The organism is Methanococcus voltae (assembly GCF_024807655.1).
In the GTDB taxonomy this organism is placed as follows: domain Archaea; phylum AGJL01; class Methanococci; order Methanococcales; family Methanococcaceae; genus Methanococcus; species Methanococcus voltae_D.
Genome location: NZ_JANUCR010000001.1, coordinates 254,355 through 273,256, shown reverse-complemented (window position 1 = coordinate 273,256; position 18,902 = coordinate 254,355). Strand labels below are relative to the sequence as shown.

Here is an 18,902-nt window from a genome sequence, read left to right as displayed (position 1 = left end):
AATAATATAAATTAAGTAATATAACTTAAATAATATATTATAATATTTTTTTAAAGTAGTTTTAATTTGTTTTAAAAATTGAAAAAAATAAGATTTGGGTATGTAAGTACCTTATTTAATCGGTACGAACATTGAACCTCTTGTAGCACCCATACCTGGGGAACCGTGTTGAACTACAGCTCTTGTTGGTGCAAATTCTCCTAAGAATCTACCAACAGCTTCTTCAACTAATTTTACTTCTTTGAAGGCTTTACCGTTGTAAATACCGAATGATAATCCAATCATTTCAGGAGTAATCACAAAGTCTCTGCAGTGTGTTCTGATAACTCTTGGGTCTTTTCCTCTATTTACGAGTTTTCTTGCCTTTTTAATTTTCATAACCAATTTTCTTTGGTTTGCAGTAATTCCTCTTTTCATAGTTCTTCTTTGTCTTGAAGGAATTATTTCCATGAATTTCTTTACAGGCATTTCTTGCAACTGTTCTAATGTGTATCCTTTGTATTTGAATTCTACTCTTCTTCTAGGAGCCACATTTTGTTTAGTTGACTTTTTTCTTTTGCCGCCTTTTCCACTAAACTTTTTTTGTCTGGCCATGTTTATTCACCTTAGTAATAATAATCAATCATTTTATAATTGTTAATCTTAAGCATAAATGATTAACTGATTAGCGCAATTATCTCTTGCCACCAGTTCTTCTTGAAGCTATGTGACCAACTTTTCTACCTGGTGATGTGTGTCTTGAAACGCTTGTAGGTTTACCTGTGTGTTGGTGTCTACCTCCCCCGTAAGGGTGGTCTACTGCGTTCATTGCAACACCCCTAACTCTTGGCCAAGCAACAGCTTTAGCACTTAAAGCGTGGAATTTCTTACCTGCTTTCAAAAGAGGTTTTTCTTTTCTTCCACCACCAGCAACTACACCAATTGTAGCCCTACATGATGGATTTAAAACTTTTGGATATCCAGATGGTAATTTGATAATTGTTTTACCTACGTCGTGTGAAACAACGTGAGCGTAGCAACCACCAGCTCTTACTAATTTACCACCGTCTCCAGGAATAGTTTCAATGTTGTATACAGGAATACCTTCAGGTATTTCAGCTAAAGGCAATACGTTACCAGGCTTGATTTCTGCACTGATACCACAAGCAATTTCATCCCCAACTTTTTTACCTTCAGGGATTAAAACTAATCTTTCTTCACCATTTTCAAATCTTACTTTTCCAACAGGAGCGCTTCTTCCAGGGTCGTGTAATACGTCGATTAAAGCACCTACAACACTGCCGGTTTTCTCTGATTCGTCGTATGCTCTGTATTTAACTGCGCCTTTTCTTTTGTGAGATGGGGATGTATATTTAGGAGTCCCCCTACCTCTATTTTGGGATATTAGTCTTTTACCCATTTATATCACCATCGATTGTATCTACAAGTGTGTGTTTGAGTAATCTGATTTTACTTGTTTTCATCTTTTACGATAGGATTTACCACTTAGGGCGAAATTCAATACTTTTTCATCTTTTAACAAACGTATTGCGAATTGCATAGTTTATCAATAAACGAATTATCTGAATTTCCTTTTTCGTATATTTGCAAAATGCTAAGTAAAATTAGTAAATACCTAAGTTTGCAGCTACTTCACTTGCATCATATTCTTCTTTTAATGTAATGTAAGCTTTTTTAAGTCCTTTCGGGGTTATTTCTGTGTTAATGCTTTTAGCTTCAACTTCGAATAACTCTTTCATAGCTTTTTTAACGTCTTCTTTTGTGGCTTTCCTTTCCACATAGAATACAATCTTGTTTTCTTCCTCTATCAGTTTCATTGTTTTTTCACTGATAATAGGTGTTTTAATTACGTCAAAGGCATCCATTGCCATTCACCTCAAAGTCTACTTTGACCAAATAATTGCAAACTTTAAGACAAATCAAATCTAATTTAAATTTTATACGCATATGTAGAATTATAATAAAATATTATATTTCTATTTTCATATTTCGATTAAATTTATTAGATTTTATTCAACTTGTTGCAATTTGCAATTTTTAACCATTGATAAATAATCGAATAATAAATTAATTAAATTAAATAGAATGATTATTCGAATTTTTCTCTTAATGCTTCGATAGCTCCTTCAGTCCAGAGTGTTAATCTACCTGCTGCAGTACCTGGTGCTATGTGCATAGTACCTAAGTCATCAGCTGTGATTACATCAACACCTGCAATGTTTTTGGAAGCTTTAACAGCATCGCAAGCTTTTGATACAACAACCAAAACACTTCTTGGTTTTTTGTATTTTCTTCCTCTTAATTTACCTTTACCAGCTTTAATTGAGATACCTTCTTTAGCTCTCGTTAAATCTGCATCTAATTTTAAAGCTTTGAATACATCTAAAGCATCTTTTGTTTTCACAATACTTTCGAATTCTTCACTTACGATTAAAGGTAATGCCGGAACATCAGGTATGATGTGTCCTCTTGCTTTAACAATTTCTACGTTTGCACTTGCAGCAATAGCACTTTGTAAAGCTTTTAATCTTTCTTTTCTGTTGATTCTTTCTAATAAAATCTTTTCTACTTTAGGTCCGTGTGCTCTTCTACCGCCAACAGCTTGAGGAACAAATGCTCCACCACCTTGAGCGGTTCTTCTAACTCTTGCTCTACCATGACCTTTACCGATTGATTTAGCGGAAGTTCTATGACCAGCTAATAAATTTGAACCTTTTGGTTGTAATTTTGCGGTCAATGATGAAATTACAGCTCTTTTAATCAAGTCAGGTCTGTATTCTGCACTGAATACGGATGGTATTGCTACTTCTCCTTTTTCAGAACCATCTAAGTTGAATATTTTTGCGTTCATAAATTTACACCTGCTCGTGTTTTATTTATAGGTGATTGATTTAATGAATTTTCTTCTTAGCGTTAATGAATATATTATTCATAATCTATCTAATTTGAAACGTTAATTTGATTAGTTTCCTTGTTTTGATTCGGTGCTGATGTATGTAATTTCAGGTAATCCGAATTTATCAACAGGTGCTCTAATAGCGCCTCTTATCATAACTAATCTTTTAGCAGGACCTTGAACGGTACCTTTTACTAAAACGTATCCATTTTTAAGTACACCGTAGTTTAAGAATCCACCTTTCGGTGTAACTTCTGTTCCTTCTGCACCAATTTTGAATATTCTTTTGTTATATTCAGTTCTTTGGTGGAAACCCATCTGACCAGGTAATGGTACTGACCACATAACTCTTCTTGGTCTCCAAGGACCGATTGAACCTGTGTGTCTACCTACACCTTTTCTTTGGTGTTTACCAAATTGTATTTTGATGCCCCATCTTTTAACTGAACCTTGGAAACCTTTTCCTTTGGTTACAGCTACAGTATCGATGATTTCTCCAGCTTCAAATACGTCGTTGATTGACAATTTTTGACCGAGAATACCTTTTGCATAGTTTAATCTTTCGTCAACGCTACTGCCGCCAACTCTAATTTCAACTACTTCAGGTTTTTTCTTAGCTATTGCTGTCTCTTTAGGAATTGTGTATACAATTACTCTTACATCAACAATTTCGTTAATTAATGAGTCTAATGTATCAACTGATTTCAATTCTTTTTTAGCAACAGTCAATTTTCTTGCTAATTCTTGGTCTAATTCAGGAGCCCAAACTTCTGTCAATACTTTTAATCCATTTGTATCTTTTTTGTAAACTCTGATACCAGCGATTGTGATATTTGGAGTTTCTAAAACAGTTACAGGGGATGCTACTTCTTGCTCAGCATTTGGACTTTTTGGGTTGTTTTCAACATATAAAGCGTGTGTTACACCAGCTTTATATACAGGGTAAGCTTGGAGTCTCACTTTTTCGTCAACAGGCCATGACCTGATTTTTGGAACGATTCTTTTAGCTCTTTTTCTTGGGCTAAATGCTAAAGAACCTCTACGAGGTCTATTTTTTTTCATACCCATATTCTAACCTCCTTATAATTAACCCCATAGTGTAATTATTAGGTTATCGTCAGTTATTGTTATTAATTACTTTTTTAACTTATTGTATATTTATACGACATTTCATTAAAATATTAAAATATTGATGAAATTGCGTGTTTACACCTTTAATAAATATACAATAATAGCTAACAACTTATTTAAGTTTTAATAGCTTTTATAAGTGTTTTAAGTTTTTTGAAAGTTTATTTTCAAATATTTTAACATATTATATATTATAGATATTTAAAATATTGCAAAATAAAAGCAACCTATTGATGGCTCACGCCTTTTCAGGTTTTCCATATAGTTGCTCTATCAATGTAGAGTATCACAATATATAAAGTTTACTCAAAAAGTTAGTATTGTAATAAACCATATGTTATTATTAACATACTATTGTTATTGATATCCTCTTGATGATGTTAAGTATTTAATGGGATATAATATTATGTACCAAATTTTAATACCATTCAAATTTGAACTCAAAATATGTATAACATAATTATATAATTATACAATTATATAATCCCAATGAGATATAATTGTTCATAAATATAGTATTAAGTACATTATTGGGTATTATTATTAATTATTATAAATTATTACAAATTATTCTTAAAAAAACTGACCATACGGTGGTATCTTGGAAAAAAATTTATTAAATTACGATAATTTTAATAATCAAAATGAACTTATTGATTTTTTTGAAAATAAAGATTTAAAAAGAGAAAAAATATTAAAACTTTCAAGAGATATTGTAAGAAATTGCGGAATTACAATACGAAAAATACAGAAAGACGAAGAAGTATCCTTTAATCAATTAACAAACGATTTAAATAATTTACATAGTCATACGGTAGAGTTTCCTGAATTTAAAAAATACTTGGGTACCCCACAACAAGAGTATGTGGAAGCAATAGTATACCATATGATAACAACTCATAAAAAAATACCAACTTATGAAGATTTAAAGAAAGAATGCAGTACTTTGTTAAAAGAAAGCTACATTTTAGGATTATGTGATGTAATAGGGGAACTTCGTAGAAAAGTTTTAGATTGTATTTCAAAAGATAATAAGGACGATGCAGAGTTTTATAATGACGTTATGGAAATTTTATATGATTTTATTATGAAATTTGATTATTACCACGTAATAGACAATTTAAGAAGAAAACAAGACGTTTCAAGAAGTTTAGTCGAAAAAACAAATGGAGATTTTATTAATTTTGTTGAAAATTTAAAATTAAGAAATGAATTGAAAAAATTACAAGAATCAAACGATTTATAATACGAAAATGGGGTAAAACGGGAAATTATGGATATTTTTTATTTAATTTCAATATTGGGTGTGGCAAGTATATTCGTAATACTTGGATATACATTAATTGATACACTTTCAACGTTATTCGGCGCAAAAGTGATAAAAATAGATTTAAATTTTATAAAATCTTTAAAAATTTCTGTTTATAGCTCTTTAGCATCTATAATACTAATGTTTGTACCTTTTATTGGATTATTTGGGGGAGTTTTAGTAATTATCTATTTGATAAAAGAAGAAGCTCAAACAACTTGGAAAAAAGCGATTATGGCATATTTAGTAAGATTTGTAGTTTTAAACATTTTGCTTGTAATATTATCAATTACTGCAGTCTTAACAGGGATTATAAGCGTTTCAGAAATTTTAAACATTTTTGGGAATTTTTAAAAATTTACTATAACTTATGTGCTAAATAAAACAATTATTTCTTTTTAAATATCTTTAAAATTAAAAAAAATTAAAGGGGGGAATTTGTATCAAAAAATAGGGGTTTTCCTTAGTATTTCGTATATATTAATATTTAATAACTTAGTAGGATATTATAATGTTAATTATTTAATTTTTAAGTTGTTATTTTTCTAATATACAATACACGGTTATGGTATTAATAATTATCTATTTGTAAGATATCTAACTATTTAATTAGCCTATGAGATTTTTTATTAACCTTTTTATACTCAATAGAATTTTATATATTATATTTGTATATCTATATGTACAAATTAATATGTCTAAAATAAAAAGTAGGACAGCGGGGATTCGAACCCCGGACCACTCGGTTATCAGCCGAGCACTCTAACCAGGCTGAGCCACTGTCCTAATGTTCCTATTATAATTTAAGATTTCTTGTTTTACCTTTCATCTTAAACGCAAATTCAACTATGCACTCATACTATATAAAGTTTTTTATAATTAATAAATTTAAATTTAGTATTCTTTAAAAGGGCGCTGTTTTAATATTTAAATTTGATAATCTTTTAAAAAATAGAGAATTTATTATTTTTATTTTTTATTTTAAAAAATATTTACTCGATAATTTTATCTAATGCGTCAGGTATGGCATCAATTATTTCATTAATTTTGGTGTCCGGAGTAGGTTTAATCATATTTGCAATTTCTCGATTTACAAGACATCCCAATGTACAAGCTTCTGAAATTTCATAACCGCAGTAGATTAAACCTGAAATTATACCTGTTAAATTGTCGCCTGTACCCCCAATACACTCCATAGCGGCGTGTTTTGGTTCTGAAACTGAGGCTATAATTTCACCTTTTTCAACAATATAATCTGTTTCTCCTTTCACAATCATATTATCAGGCATTTTGCCAGTTTCATACGCCATTTTTATCAATTTGACAACATCTAAATCGTCAACTTCTGAAATAAAGCCCCTTACATATGCAGGATGTGAAGAATCTTTATCTGCTAAAAATGCTAATTCTCCAACATCTGGCAGGAATAATTTAAATTTATCGCCTATTCCAGCAGCTTTTCCTGCATACATTCCACCTGCATCCCCAACTACAAAGTTTCTTTCAAAATCAACCCTACTGATTTCGGATATTTTTGGTTTTATGTAGTGTACAATAAGGAATTTGTTATTTAAATGACTGATTTCGTCATATATCTTAGCACTACCGTCTCCATCTCCAATATCGCCTGCAAGTATTGCAATTAACTCCTTACTTCTATTAAAATATTGAAGAGTTTTATAGCAAGAAGCTATCAATGTAGCAGTACCCATAGAAATTGGTATTTGAACCGTATTCTCAGGAATGTTTTCATTATAAAACCTTATATTATCGAATGAGATTTCAACGTTTCCTTTTGTAAGTCCTAAGCCGTGAATAGGAATTGTTCCAGCAATAACCATTTCGGAGAATTTATTATTTTCCATGATATCCCCCTATCGTTTATAATACCTAATTTTTAATTATATTTTTAAAATTATATTATATATGGTGTAATTAACATATTATACTTATAATTATACTTATAATAATAATAATAATAATAATAATCTGTTTTTTATTTTATTTATTTTATTCTACTTGATTTAATTTTGTTTGTGGTTTTTAGCCCTTTCAAAGGCTTTATGGAGCGTATATGCACATAATGAATACCCCAATTCTTTAGGGTGCTCTTGTTCTGGGATATCTGAAATATTTTTATTCATCAATTTTATGGTAAGATATGGCACATCAGGACAACCGCCTCCCGAAACATTTGTAATTATCCCGTTTTTATCCAACGTTATTTTCATATTGCCGGACCTATACATCGTATGTTCACCAATTTTTTTAATTTTTACAAGTTCTATTGGTTTTAACATAGTTTCTTCAAGGGATATGGATTTAATTACTTCAATATCATTATTTTTTAATTCTCGGATTATTTCTATATTTTCTATTATTTCATATTGCAAAGCTAAATCACAACCTTCTCGAACCTCTGCAGGGGGTGCGACTACCTTTATATTGTAATTTTTCTTTTTCAATATCTTTTCAGAGTTTATTGTATCTTTAACGTTTTTAAAAATTAATAGCCCTTTTCCAGATAATTTTTCATTACCTGTCTTGTTTTTTGAAGTATTTTGCGATTCAAAATCTTTTGGATTTTCTGACTTTGATATAATATTCTTTAATTTTTTTAGTATCATAATTTCACCAAATGGCGGGGGTCAATTAATTATTATTCATCAATTTTAGAGATTTTAACCGTACATATCTGTGCAAATATTCTCTATTAACACTATATGGAAATAATTATTATTGATAATCAAATTTTAAAATACATTTTATGATATGTACTATTAAATTGTTTTTAATTTTTTAATTATTTTTTACATAAATTATAATTACTGAAATTATAATCTGAAAAAAGTCGAAATAAGTCGAAGTAATTCTAATTCTAAAAAGAATAAAATAGGGTATTTTATATTTTATGTAGATTAATTATGATAATATTGATTGTACTAATGGAGTAACCCATTGGTGGAATATTACAGCACCTACTGCCATACCGAATACATATGCAATAGCTGTTTTATTACCTTCTCCTGCCATAACAAAGTTTCTGAATGGACAACCGCCTTGAATAATGGATAATATACCAACACCAAGACCGCCAATAACTGTAACGATGATGTGGGGCATTAATCCTAAACTTCCTGCAGCATCTCCAGGTATTGCAGTAAATCCTTTTGTAACTATCCATGGGAATGTAGGCAATTGACCTAATAAGCTGAATAATATTGCAGTTATAAGGGCGCCTCCAATAAATCCGATTAAACCCTTGAATAACCAACTATCTTTTATTAATATCATATCTCGAATACCACCGCAGAAGCAGAGTGCAGACCTTTGTCCAAGGTATCCAAGAATGAGACCAAATATTAAAGTTCCAATTGCTGGAAGCCAGTTTATAACTTCTGACATTCTTTTCACCATATTTTGAATGTTGTTTTTATCTATTTTTTATCTATTTTTTATTATTTTTATCCAATTTTAATTACATTAAGTTCGTTTTTGACGTAATCTAAGTTTTTAATCAATAATTATTACTTAAACTCGTTAATTAACTATTATTCAATAATTCTTAAGCTCTTTTTAAATAGAATTCTGTACCTACGTATACACCAATTGCTATGAATACTAAACCAATTAATGATATCATATCGCCGTAAGCAGTTCTTAAAGCCATTCTAACAGGGCAACCGCCCATTAATAATGCAAAGTTGATAACTAAAAGACCTAATATAAATCCAACTACCATATTGTGCGTAGTTCTTAATTTGAAATCTCCGTTTGCTTTTGCAGCAACTAAAGCTCCTATAAATATACCAACAACTGTTAATACAGGAATTATTTTTGAAACAGGTGCCATACCTAATGAAGTTCCAAATGCGTTGTTAACAATCCAATTGGTTAAATCTCTCGTATGGCAAGCAATACATAAACCGTATGCTGGTGGTGGTGTAACTTTAAAAATAGTTTCCAATATTATTGCTGAAAATCCTGCAAATAATCCAACTTTTCCCGGTGTAATTTTCATTTTTTCACTTTAAAAATTTTTTAACATTATAATTTATTTAAATATATCTTCTAAATCAAACATATTAATTAATCTAATAAACAATATAATATTAAGTTATTTAATATGTATCAATATTTTGAAAAATATACTCTTTAGAAATCTTTATTTTTGATATATATTTAAGCTATTCTGAAAATATAGCCAAATAATATTTTCGCATATATGGTATATAAAAGTAGTGTTTAGGTAATCTAATATCTAAATACATATTAATTTATATAATACCTACTAATATAAATATGGAATATATGATGGCAACAAAATATAAAATTAAATAAAATAATAAAATTAAATAATAAAAATAATAATAAAATAATAATAATAATAATAATAAGAATAATAATAAAAACTAAAAACTAAAAACTAAAAAATGATAATGTATGAACAATAATTTTATAAGATTTTTATGCGTTTTAATGGTTTTATTGGGATTTTTGCTAATTAATATACCATTAGACCCCCAAAACAAAAGTATATCTGAATTAAAAGCTGGAGAATATGTAAAAACTTTGGGAATTGTCTATTATATAGACTATATTCATGAAAAGGAAACTTATAAAATAAAAATATGTAAAAATGACGAATATGAAAATTATTGCAGTGGCAAAAATATAGATTATCAAAATTCATTAATAATTTATCCCGAAAATAATTTGTTAAAGAATGGGGATAATAATAATAATAATAATAATAAGGATTTAATGTATAATCGCTACATATACAACCTCAATATATCAAAAGGAGATAAATTAGAAGTAATTGGAAAAATAACCGAGTATATGGGTTATAAAATAATGTACTTAAAAGAAGCCTCTGATTTAACAATAGTTTCTAAATCAAATATAAAAACTATCGAAAATGCAGATAATCAAAATAATATGACAAGGGCAATATTAAATGAAAATAAAACAGAATATAATTTAAGTTTAGTATATATTAGTTTAAAATCTTCTTCAAAAGTTTATCATACTTTAGATAACTGTCCTTATGGCAGTAGAATAACAAATAAGACTTATGTAAATATTTCAGAAATAAATGATACTTACGAAATTTGTAGCTATTGCAAATCTCATTTAGTCGATTAAATCTATATCAAAATAAATATACTTCATAATCTATATTATCTAATAAAATTAATTATTAATTATTAATTATTACTTATTAATTATTACTTACTAATTATTACTTATTACTTATTAATTAGTTTACTTATTTTAAAAAATTAAAAACCGGTGAAATTTTGCATAATTTAATATTTGCTTTATTAAGTATATTTGCAGGTGTAATTTGCGGTATATGCACTGGTTTATGTATTGGAATCCATCCTAATCTTTTTTTACCAACAGTAGCTTTTTTAACTTACGAATATACTTTAAATGATAATTTATTAATTTATTTTTTAATCAGCTGGGTTATATCTCATTATTTTATAAATTACATTCCAACTGCTTATTTTGGAGTTCCCGACTCAGAAACCGCTGTTTCGGTAAATATTCTCCAAAAATATGTTAAACAAGGTAATGCGCATAATGGTATTTTTGCATCGGGTTTGGGCGGTTTATTAAGTGTTTTATTGTCTACAATAATCATATTATCATTGTTTGGGGTATCGGTAGTAATAAATGTTATATCCAATAATACCATAGATGTTTATTCGGTTATTTCAGTAATTTATGGCGGATTAAAAAACTATATGGCTTACATATTATCCATTTTGTTAATTTTGGCGATTTTATCTGAAAAAAATAGGTTATGGACGATAATACTTTCAATAATCTCCGGATTATTTGGTATATATACCTTATCGATTAACCCATCTTTTGATATTACATTAACTTTAGTTTTTACAGGTATGTTCGGTATACCAATTTTAATACACAATGTTTTATTTGGTAATTTTCAGAATAAGGATATTTCTAAAAATTTGAACGATATATATACTCCAAAAATGACTTTTGAAAAAGAATCCTTGTTTAATTATTTTTATTATTCATTAATGGGTACTATCGGCGGTTTTTTTAGAATAATCATTCCAGCTTTTGGAGGTTCTCAAATAAACTACTTTTTAGGCGTATTTGTGAGAAAAATACAAAATATACAATTTTTCCAATACTTACAAAATTTACTAAAAATTAATAATAATAGCACTAATAATAATAATAATAATACTAATAATAATAATAATAATAATAATAATAATTTGAAGAGTTTGAAGAATTTGGAAAATTTTTTAATTTCACAAGGGGCTATCGTAATATCTAATGAAATGCTATCAATATGGGCTTTAATGGTTATAGGGGTTGGTAGAAGTGGTTCAGCACAATTAATAAGTAATTTAAACGTTGATTTAGAATTGTTTAAATTATTGGGAGTTTCATTAATTTCAGCGGTTTTAAGTTTTGTTTTACTTTTAAAAATCTCGAAAATTTTTTCAAATTTACTTCTAAAAACTCAGAAAAATGAATCGGAAAAGCAAAATGGCAATAAAATAAGTTATAAAAAAATATCAAAATATTTATTGTTTGGAATAGTATCAATTATCACAATATTAACGTTTTTAAGTCAAAATATGCTTTATAACATAATTATATTTGCCATATCCATAATTTTGGGATTACTATGTTTGTATAAAAACGTAAATACGTCTATACTAATGTCTTATTTAATATATCCAACAATTTTATTTTATTTGTTGAATTTTTAAATTTTAACTAATTTATTGATAAAAATAAAAATATGATATAATTAGATAAAATATATGAAAAATAATAATTTTTATATTTGTTATTTTTATATTTATTAATTTATTATCTCTATTTCTATTATTTTTATTGTAATTATGCACTTAAATAGTCAAATAGTCAAAATATTTTTCAAGCCAGCTAACTTTTCCATATTCTAATTCATCAGTAGTTAGTGCATCATTTATTTCTTTAACTATTTCATCGGGTTTTTTGTTTGTACAGTCTATTTCATGAACTTTTGAATTTTCTTCGTCGTTTTTATATCTTTCTAATGATTCAATTAGACAAACATCCATTATTTCAGCTTCAACATTCTCCTTAATTTTATTTTCAGAATAGCCTCTTTTTTTGAGCCTTTCCTCAATAATTTTTGGTTCGCATCTTAAAACAATTATATAATCATAATCAATATCAAGATGCTGACTAACGTGCCCTTCAATAACAATATTATTATCTAACTCATTTTTTAAATTATTTTTCTTATTTTTCTTATTTTCTTTATTTTCATTAGAATATATTTCTTTTTCAAAAAATTCTTTTAATTTATTGAAATTAACAACGTAGGAATCCATTGATTCATCTTTTTCATAATACAACTCTTTTTCTTTGACAATTTTAGTTATATCATATAATTTATAATTTTGTATGTCGCAAAATACTTTTGAAACAGTTGATTTTCCAACTCCTGGAGTACCAGTTATTGCAATTTTTATTGTCCCACCATACTTTTAGCAATTGCATCTGAAACATATTTATCCAATTCTACTTCGTCCCTGTATGCTAAAATAATGTTTTCGCTCAATCCGCCCAAATTGTAGCCTAAAGTTTCAAGATACTTTCTAAAGTCTGAAAACTGTTTTATGATAGCTTCGATAGGAACTTCTTCAAGATTTATGATGAATACGTCATAAATTTCTTTGTTAAGTCGTTCTTTAAGGTATTCAAAGTCTTCTGGAGATTTTATTCTTGCTATTATCATTTTAGGGTTTATTTTTTCAGTTATAATTTTTATTTTTTCTTCAGGAACATTTACAGTTTGCGGTTGTGTTTCTGGCGCTGGCTGTATATCTTCAGATATTGCTACTTTTTCTGGTACTTCTTGTATTGGAATTCTTTCTTCATTTTTTATAGGTAATTTGCCTTTATTTTCCCCATATATAACATATTCTTCCTCTTTTATAGGTACTTGTGCAGGTAATTCTTTATTGCCAACAAATATTCTTTTTATTTTTCTTAACATTATTCAACCTCCTAAGGTTAGAATTCAAATAACTTATATATATGCCCATTTTTTTAGTATCATATGATTATATTATTAATTTTTTTAAAATCAATATATCTTTTATGTTTATTTTTATATATCTTTTTTGATTGAATTTTTATATTTCATAAAAAATCATATTTGGATATAAATTAAAATACACAAACTATATACAAACTATACACGAAATATGCACTAAAATTATACACTAAAATGTACCCAAATATTATAATCTACATACTTATATATAATTGATTTAATTATTATACTGATATAATTAATATGGCGAAATAGGTATTCAGATTATCTTAGAAACACAATAACTATACAATTTGAATATATAAATAAAAATAAAATTAAATAAATAAAATACTAAATAAAATACTAAATAATAATAATAATAATAATAATCAAATAATTGAAAAGGTAATAAATTGATTTGGTGACGATAATATGTATTATACAATAGATGATTTTGATTTAAAGGATAAAACTGTAGTTTTGAGGGTAGATATTAATAGTCCCATCGACCCATCAACGAAGGAAATAACTGACATCACAAGGATAGAAGCTTGCAAGGACACAATATGTGATTTAGTTAAAAAAGGCTCGAAGATAGTTATTATCGCACACCAAAGTAGACCTGGCAAAAATGACTACATATCGCTTGAGCAACACTCGAAAAAATTAGCTGAAGTTTTGGATTACCCTGTAAAGTTCATAGACTCGATAATCTGTAGTGCAGTAGTAAACCAAATTGAAAATTTAAAGAGTGGCGAGATTTTAATGCTTGAAAATTTCAGATTTTTAGCAGAAGAAGTTATGTCAGACTGGAAAAAATGGGAAAACATCACTCCTGAAAAACAAGCCAATACCGTTGCAATCTCAAAATTGGCACCTCTTTTTGATTACTTTATAAATGATGCTTTTGCAGCAGCTCACAGGGCTCAACCTTCATTAGTAGGCTTTGCATACTATATGCCAATGTTGGCAGGTAGAATTTTGGAAAAAGAATTGCATAGCTTAACTAAAGCATTAAATGACCCGGAAAAACCTTGTGTTTATGCAGTAGGTGGAGCTAAAGCTGATGACAGTATCGAAGTTATTGACAACGTTCTTAAAAAAGATATCGCAGATAAGGTTTTAACAAGTGGTATCGTAGCAAACATTTTTTTATCAGCTAAGGGTTATGATATAGGCGCTAATGTAGATACAATTGAAAAAATGGGTTATAAAGACCAGATAGACATTGCAAAAGGCTTATTAATTAAATATGGAAGTAAGATATTAACACCTGTAGATGTGGCTTTAAATATCAATAATGAACGGGTAGAACGAGATTTAAATGAGGAAGACTCTTTTAATTATCCAATATTTGATATGGGCAGAAAAACAATGAATATATACGAAAAAGAGTTAAAAAGTGCAAAAGTTATTGTAGCAAATGGTCCTGCGGGAGTATTTGAAGACCCTAACTTTATGGCAGGTACTAAATCATTAATTGAAAGCATAGCTGATTCAGAAGCCTTTTCAATAATTGGTGGGGGACACTTATCAGCGGCAACTGAAAAAATAGGTCTTTCAAAGAAAATTAACCATATTAGTACGGGTGGAGGGGCTTGTATTGAGTATCTTTCGGGTAAAAAATTGCCCGTTATTGAACTTTTAAGGGACTCCTATAAAAAATATAATAACAAATAATGCCAATACTAATAATAAAATAATGTATATATAAAATATAAAAGTAAAATAATAACTTATCATTATTTATTTTTTAAACTATTAAATTTTTCAATAATTTAATTTATCTTATATAATCTATCTTATTCTCAAATTTTTGATTATTATTTAAATCAATAGCTTAATAAATAATAAGAAAAAAAGAATATTAAATAAAACATTAAATTATATTTTATGATTATATTTTAAATTTAACAGTTTAAAATTAATATATCTCATCTATTACTATATATTAAACAATATTAGGCGATTTTATATGGATTTAAAGAGCGTAGTTAATTTAGTAAAAACTTTTGACGGGGTGACTCGTAAAAAGGAAATAAAAAATGTAGTGAATAATTTTAAATTCAACGCAGAAGAATGTGATTATGATTTTGAAATTATATCAGACTTTGGTGATGACGCAGCAATTATCGGTTATGATGACGAAAATGCAATCCTTTTGGCCGCAGATGGAATATGGGGTAAATTATTGGAAAAAAATCCCTACTGGGCAGGTTATTGTTCTGTATTGGTGAATGCAAACGATATCGCAGCAATGGGTGGTAAATCAATCGGGATGACAAATATAATTGGTATAAAAAACTTAGAAATGGGAAAAGATTTATTAAAAGGTTTAAAGGACGGCGTTAAAAAATTTGGAATTCCCGTAGTTGGGGGACATACACACCCTGACGCACAATGCAACGTTTTAGACGTTTCAATAACGGGTACAGTTAGGAAAGATTCCGTTTTAAGAAGTGATTCAGCTAAAGCAGGCGATAAAATAGTTTTTGCCTACGATATTGATGGGAAAGCACACGATGATTTTTCTTTAAACTGGGATACAACTTCAATGAAATCTAAAAGGCTTGTAAGGTCTCAATTAAAATCTTTAGTCGACATAGGGGAGAATAAGCTTGCAAACGCTTGTAAAGATATTAGTAATCCTGGAGCTTTGGGAACTCTTGGAATGCTATTAGAAGTTTCGAGAAAAGGTGCAGTGGTTAATGTAGATAAAATACCAAAAAGTGATGATATTCCAATGTCGCAATGGTTAAATATATATCCAGGAAGTGCTTTTGTATTTACTACAAGCGAAAATAATGTAAATGCACTAAAAAAGACGTTAGAAGATGTAAATATCACAGCAGAAGTTTGTGGTGAGGTTAAAGCAGATAAAAAGTATTATATCACAAATGATAAGAATGATAAAGAATTATTGTATGACTTTGAGAAAGAATATATTTGTGGATGTTAAAAAAAATTGATAAATATTTATATTATATGTTATAATTTGTAGTATACAATAGAATGTATAAAAGAGGAATATGATATATATTTTGAAGTATGCCATATTATATGCCATATTATATAATATATGAGATATAATATATAAAATTTTCAAAATAATGCTTTATTTTTTAATTTTAATACTTATTTGTACGTTATTATTAATTTACTCAAATATAATTTTTAAATTAACTGTATAAAAATATTAATTGAATTAATATACCTTTAAACTATCTAAATTTTGGTGATTTTATGAAATTAATGGTTGATGGTGTTTTTTACAACAAAGAAGTAATCGATTTTGAAAATATATTAAAAGGTATTGTAAATATATTGGGCGAAGATTCACGAGTTGTTTCTATAGAATTTCCCGAAGTGGCAATGATTATGGAAAATACATACTATCATAGAACTGGTTTTTCATTGGATAAAGAATTGAATGAAGATGAAAAAATAACCGATGAAAATAGGGATGAAATAATTATTAAAATTAAAGATTTATTTCCTCAGGATACAATAGTGTATGGTTTAAAATGTGAAGTAATTTAATTAAACTATAATATTGGGAAACCACTGCCCACTTAATTTTATTTTAATATCAATAAAAATAATAAATTCTTTTTAATTTTATTACTAAATATTTGTGAGATTATGACTATTAAAGACCAAACTAAGAAGTTATCTAAAAAAGAAACTAATTTTAGAGTAAAAGATTTTTATGATAATTGGAAAGTTGAAAATTATCCAAATTATGTAAAAAATATAATGAAACACGAAGAAGACCTTATTTTTAATATTTTTGATGAAAATAAGAAAAATGGTACTTTAAAGTTAAAAGAGCCAGTTGTTGATTGTGGATGTGGATATGGCTCTTTTTATAATCTTACAAAAGATTTAGATACAATTTACATAGATTTTTCGCAAAATTTACTCGATATTTTTAAAAATAATACAAAAATTAGCTCTGATAAATTATTATGTGCAAATATAGAAAATTTGCCTTTAAAAGATAATTTTGCAAGCACCATTTTATGTATAAATGTTTTAGAGCATGTAAATATAACAAAAGCAATGAATGAATTAACAAGAGTATTAAAAGACGATGGTACCATAGTTTTAATTGTAGTAAATAAAGATTCCTTTTTTAATGAGGATGTTTTCACTGATTGGAAAATCGAGCATAATCTTTTAAATTTGGAAACTTTTAATAATTATATAACGAAATATAATGAAAACAATAATAATACTAATAATACTAATAATACTAATAAAAATAATAATAATACTAATAAAAATACTAATAAAAATAATAATAATAATTCGTCAAATTTAAAAATTGAACATTTTGAGACGTTTTATTTTGTTCATCCCATTTTTAAGATTTTACCAAATTTTTTATTGGATAAAATACTTAAATTATCATTAAAGTATAATAAGAAAATATCAAAGTCAAAATTAAAATCAAAAGGTCAATTCTTAATGGTTCAAATTAAAAAATATAAAAAAATTAAAAATTAAAAATTAAAACTTAAAGATTAAAAAAGATTACCTAAATAATGATATAGGTGATAATATGATTTATTGTCTTGGACCTGTGGGTAGTTATAGCGAAAAAGCAGCTAAATTATTTGCAGAACATCTAAAAAATTCTGAAGAGATAGTTTATTGTAATTCAATAAATGAAATATTTGAAAAACTTGAAAAAATCGACAATTCAATTGATTGCAATTCCGAATCAATGGTTTATGGCGTAGTACCTTCTGAGAATTCCATAGAGGGCTCTGTGACATTAACCCAGGATTTGTTAATGGAAACAAACGTTAAAATACTCGCAGAAATAGACATAAGCATAGAACACGCTTTAATTTCGGTATCAAATGACAAAAAAACCATAAAAAGAGTTTTATCCCATCCTCAAGCACTTGCACAATGTAGAAATTATATTAATTCTAATCACTGGGCGACTCAAACAATGGAAAGTACTGCACTTTCAGCAAAAACGGTTGCAGAAAGAAAGAACAACGAAATTGCGGCAATTTGTTCAGATGCTAATGCAGAATTGTATGACTTAAATATACTCGATAAAAATATACAGGATTATAAAAATAATCAAACAAGGTTTTTATTAATTTCAAAAAAGCAAAATAAAGAGTATATAAAAGATATTAACTTTGGAATAGATGATTTAAATAAAGTAAAATCCACAGTAATATTGGAATTAAAGGAAAATAGGGCAGGAAGTTTATATGATGTATTGGGGGAATTTAAAAAGCTCAATATTGATTTATCAAGGATTGAATCCAGACCTTCTAAAACAAAATTAGGAACTTATGTATTTTATATGGATTTTGAATATTATGAAAATATGGATGAATTATTTAATAAATTGGAAAAATGGGTTTCTAAATTAATATATTTAGGTACTTATTTTGTTTTATAATTTATAACGCTTATTTTTTAATTTTTTATATTTTTTTAGGTTATTT

At 27.4% G+C, this 18,902-nt stretch carries 20 protein-coding genes and 1 tRNA gene; 9 read left to right on the top strand and 12 right to left on the bottom strand.

Annotated elements, in window-relative coordinates; genetic code table 11:
• Positions 1 to 111: 111 nt before the first annotated feature.
• From J3E06_RS01235 to J3E06_RS01215, 5 genes are all read right to left on the bottom strand, one after another.
• Positions 112 to 594, bottom strand: coding sequence for a 30S ribosomal protein S19 (locus J3E06_RS01235; RefSeq protein ID WP_013180501.1), 483 nt, complete (start codon positions 592 to 594; stop codon positions 112 to 114).
• 79 nt (positions 595 to 673) lie between these two features.
• On the bottom strand, positions 674 to 1,399 hold the full coding sequence (locus J3E06_RS01230) for a 50S ribosomal protein L2 (RefSeq protein ID WP_013180500.1): 726 nt from the start codon (positions 1,397 to 1,399) through the stop codon (positions 674 to 676).
• 205 nt (positions 1,400 to 1,604) lie between these two features.
• Positions 1,605 to 1,865 (bottom strand): 50S ribosomal protein L23, encoded by a 261-nt coding sequence (locus J3E06_RS01225; RefSeq protein ID WP_013180499.1) that lies wholly within the window; start codon positions 1,863 to 1,865, stop codon positions 1,605 to 1,607.
• A gap of 224 nt (positions 1,866 to 2,089) precedes the next feature.
• Positions 2,090 to 2,851, bottom strand: coding sequence for a 50S ribosomal protein L4 (rpl4p, locus tag J3E06_RS01220; RefSeq protein ID WP_013180498.1), 762 nt, complete (start codon positions 2,849 to 2,851; stop codon positions 2,090 to 2,092).
• A 111-nt stretch (positions 2,852 to 2,962) separates the two neighbouring features.
• Positions 2,963 to 3,964 (bottom strand): 50S ribosomal protein L3, encoded by a 1,002-nt coding sequence (locus tag J3E06_RS01215; RefSeq protein ID WP_013180497.1) that lies wholly within the window; start codon positions 3,962 to 3,964, stop codon positions 2,963 to 2,965.
• Positions 3,965 to 4,628: 664 nt separating this feature from the next.
• On the opposite strand from J3E06_RS01215, the gene J3E06_RS01210 reads away from it, so the two are divergent.
• Together J3E06_RS01210 and J3E06_RS01205 are read left to right on the top strand one after the other, a co-directional pair.
• Positions 4,629 to 5,273 carry a haloacid dehalogenase gene (locus J3E06_RS01210; protein WP_013180496.1) on the top strand — a complete coding sequence of 215 codons (645 nt, stop codon included), beginning with the start codon at positions 4,629 to 4,631 and terminating at the stop codon, positions 5,271 to 5,273.
• A 27-nt stretch (positions 5,274 to 5,300) separates the two neighbouring features.
• Complete coding sequence (locus J3E06_RS01205) at positions 5,301 to 5,690, top strand: hypothetical protein (RefSeq protein ID WP_013180495.1); 390 nt, start codon at positions 5,301 to 5,303, stop codon at positions 5,688 to 5,690.
• A 357-nt stretch (positions 5,691 to 6,047) separates the two neighbouring features.
• Here J3E06_RS01205 and J3E06_RS01200 read toward each other — a convergent pair.
• The 5 genes from J3E06_RS01200 to J3E06_RS01180 form a co-directional block, all read right to left on the bottom strand.
• Positions 6,048 to 6,122 (bottom strand) — tRNA-Ile (locus tag J3E06_RS01200).
• A 206-nt stretch (positions 6,123 to 6,328) separates the two neighbouring features.
• On the bottom strand, positions 6,329 to 7,177 hold the full coding sequence (locus J3E06_RS01195; protein ID WP_048187542.1) for an NAD(P)H-hydrate dehydratase: 849 nt from the start codon (positions 7,175 to 7,177) through the stop codon (positions 6,329 to 6,331).
• 183 nt (positions 7,178 to 7,360) lie between these two features.
• Positions 7,361 to 7,963: a DUF3343 domain-containing protein gene (locus tag J3E06_RS01190; RefSeq protein ID WP_013180493.1), complete on the bottom strand. Its 603-nt coding sequence runs from the start codon at positions 7,961 to 7,963 to the stop codon at positions 7,361 to 7,363.
• A 295-nt stretch (positions 7,964 to 8,258) separates the two neighbouring features.
• Positions 8,259 to 8,729: a YeeE/YedE thiosulfate transporter family protein gene (locus J3E06_RS01185; RefSeq protein WP_048187540.1), complete on the bottom strand. Its 471-nt coding sequence runs from the start codon at positions 8,727 to 8,729 to the stop codon at positions 8,259 to 8,261.
• Between the two features lie 172 nt (positions 8,730 to 8,901).
• Complete coding sequence (locus J3E06_RS01180) at positions 8,902 to 9,357, bottom strand: cytochrome c (RefSeq protein ID WP_013180491.1); 456 nt, start codon at positions 9,355 to 9,357, stop codon at positions 8,902 to 8,904.
• A gap of 458 nt (positions 9,358 to 9,815) precedes the next feature.
• On the opposite strand from J3E06_RS01180, the gene J3E06_RS01175 reads away from it, so the two are divergent.
• Both J3E06_RS01175 and J3E06_RS01170 read left to right on the top strand, forming a co-directional pair.
• Positions 9,816 to 10,484, top strand: a complete 669-nt coding sequence (locus J3E06_RS01175; RefSeq protein WP_048187174.1) for a hypothetical protein — start codon at positions 9,816 to 9,818, stop codon at positions 10,482 to 10,484.
• 155 nt (positions 10,485 to 10,639) lie between these two features.
• The gene (locus J3E06_RS01170) at positions 10,640 to 12,103 is read left to right on the top strand and encodes a tripartite tricarboxylate transporter permease (RefSeq protein ID WP_013180489.1); all 1,464 of its coding nucleotides are present in this window, start codon (positions 10,640 to 10,642) and stop codon (positions 12,101 to 12,103) included.
• Positions 12,104 to 12,244: 141 nt separating this feature from the next.
• Here the strand turns inward: J3E06_RS01170 and J3E06_RS01165 are convergent, their stop codons facing one another.
• Both J3E06_RS01165 and J3E06_RS01160 read right to left on the bottom strand, forming a co-directional pair.
• Entirely contained in the window at positions 12,245 to 12,844 is a 600-nt protein-coding gene (locus J3E06_RS01165; RefSeq protein WP_326480563.1) for an adenylate kinase family protein, read from the bottom strand.
• An 8-nt stretch (positions 12,845 to 12,852) separates the two neighbouring features.
• Positions 12,853 to 13,383 (bottom strand): hypothetical protein, encoded by a 531-nt coding sequence (locus J3E06_RS01160; RefSeq protein ID WP_013180487.1) that lies wholly within the window; start codon positions 13,381 to 13,383, stop codon positions 12,853 to 12,855.
• A 474-nt stretch (positions 13,384 to 13,857) separates the two neighbouring features.
• On the opposite strand from J3E06_RS01160, the gene J3E06_RS01155 reads away from it, so the two are divergent.
• From J3E06_RS01155 to pheA, 5 genes are all read left to right on the top strand, one after another.
• Positions 13,858 to 15,105, top strand: coding sequence for a phosphoglycerate kinase (locus tag J3E06_RS01155; protein ID WP_013180486.1), 1,248 nt, complete (start codon positions 13,858 to 13,860; stop codon positions 15,103 to 15,105).
• 295 nt (positions 15,106 to 15,400) lie between these two features.
• Entirely contained in the window at positions 15,401 to 16,384 is a 984-nt protein-coding gene (locus J3E06_RS01150; RefSeq protein ID WP_013180485.1) for a methanogenesis marker 2 protein, read from the top strand.
• A 284-nt stretch (positions 16,385 to 16,668) separates the two neighbouring features.
• Complete coding sequence (locus J3E06_RS01145; RefSeq protein WP_013180484.1) at positions 16,669 to 16,965, top strand: hypothetical protein; 297 nt, start codon at positions 16,669 to 16,671, stop codon at positions 16,963 to 16,965.
• A gap of 102 nt (positions 16,966 to 17,067) precedes the next feature.
• Positions 17,068 to 17,934, top strand: a complete 867-nt coding sequence (locus tag J3E06_RS01140; protein WP_013180483.1) for a class I SAM-dependent methyltransferase — start codon at positions 17,068 to 17,070, stop codon at positions 17,932 to 17,934.
• Positions 17,935 to 17,989: 55 nt separating this feature from the next.
• Entirely contained in the window at positions 17,990 to 18,856 is an 867-nt protein-coding gene (gene pheA / locus J3E06_RS01135) for a prephenate dehydratase (protein ID WP_013180482.1), read from the top strand.
• The last annotated feature ends 46 nt before the right edge of the window (positions 18,857 to 18,902 follow it).

What these genes read in the sequence shown, in the direction of transcription:
- J3E06_RS01235 (WP_013180501.1), bottom strand. Translation starts at nt 594, where the DNA reads ATGGCCAGACAAAAAAAGTTTAGTGGAAAAGGCGGCAAAAGAAAAAAG.
- J3E06_RS01230 (WP_013180500.1), bottom strand. Translation starts at nt 1,399, where the DNA reads ATGGGTAAAAGACTAATATCCCAAAATAGAGGTAGGGGGACTCCTAAA.
- J3E06_RS01225 (WP_013180499.1), bottom strand. Translation starts at nt 1,865, where the DNA reads ATGGATGCCTTTGACGTAATTAAAACACCTATTATCAGTGAAAAAACA.
- rpl4p (WP_013180498.1), bottom strand. Translation starts at nt 2,851, where the DNA reads ATGAACGCAAAAATATTCAACTTAGATGGTTCTGAAAAAGGAGAAGTA.
- J3E06_RS01215 (WP_013180497.1), bottom strand. Translation starts at nt 3,964, where the DNA reads ATGGGTATGAAAAAAAATAGACCTCGTAGAGGTTCTTTAGCATTTAGC.
- J3E06_RS01205 (WP_013180495.1), top strand. Translation starts at nt 5,301, where the DNA reads ATGGATATTTTTTATTTAATTTCAATATTGGGTGTGGCAAGTATATTC.
- J3E06_RS01195 (WP_048187542.1), bottom strand. Translation starts at nt 7,177, where the DNA reads ATGGTTATTGCTGGAACAATTCCTATTCACGGCTTAGGACTTACAAAA.
- J3E06_RS01190 (WP_013180493.1), bottom strand. Translation starts at nt 7,963, where the DNA reads ATGATACTAAAAAAATTAAAGAATATTATATCAAAGTCAGAAAATCCA.
- J3E06_RS01180 (WP_013180491.1), bottom strand. Translation starts at nt 9,357, where the DNA reads ATGAAAATTACACCGGGAAAAGTTGGATTATTTGCAGGATTTTCAGCA.
- J3E06_RS01175 (WP_048187174.1), top strand. Translation starts at nt 9,816, where the DNA reads ATGGTTTTATTGGGATTTTTGCTAATTAATATACCATTAGACCCCCAA.
- J3E06_RS01160 (WP_013180487.1), bottom strand. Translation starts at nt 13,383, where the DNA reads ATGTTAAGAAAAATAAAAAGAATATTTGTTGGCAATAAAGAATTACCT.
- J3E06_RS01155 (WP_013180486.1), top strand. Translation starts at nt 13,858, where the DNA reads ATGTATTATACAATAGATGATTTTGATTTAAAGGATAAAACTGTAGTT.
- J3E06_RS01150 (WP_013180485.1), top strand. Translation starts at nt 15,401, where the DNA reads ATGGATTTAAAGAGCGTAGTTAATTTAGTAAAAACTTTTGACGGGGTG.
- J3E06_RS01145 (WP_013180484.1), top strand. Translation starts at nt 16,669, where the DNA reads ATGAAATTAATGGTTGATGGTGTTTTTTACAACAAAGAAGTAATCGAT.
- J3E06_RS01140 (WP_013180483.1), top strand. Translation starts at nt 17,068, where the DNA reads ATGACTATTAAAGACCAAACTAAGAAGTTATCTAAAAAAGAAACTAAT.
- pheA (WP_013180482.1), top strand. Translation starts at nt 17,990, where the DNA reads ATGATTTATTGTCTTGGACCTGTGGGTAGTTATAGCGAAAAAGCAGCT.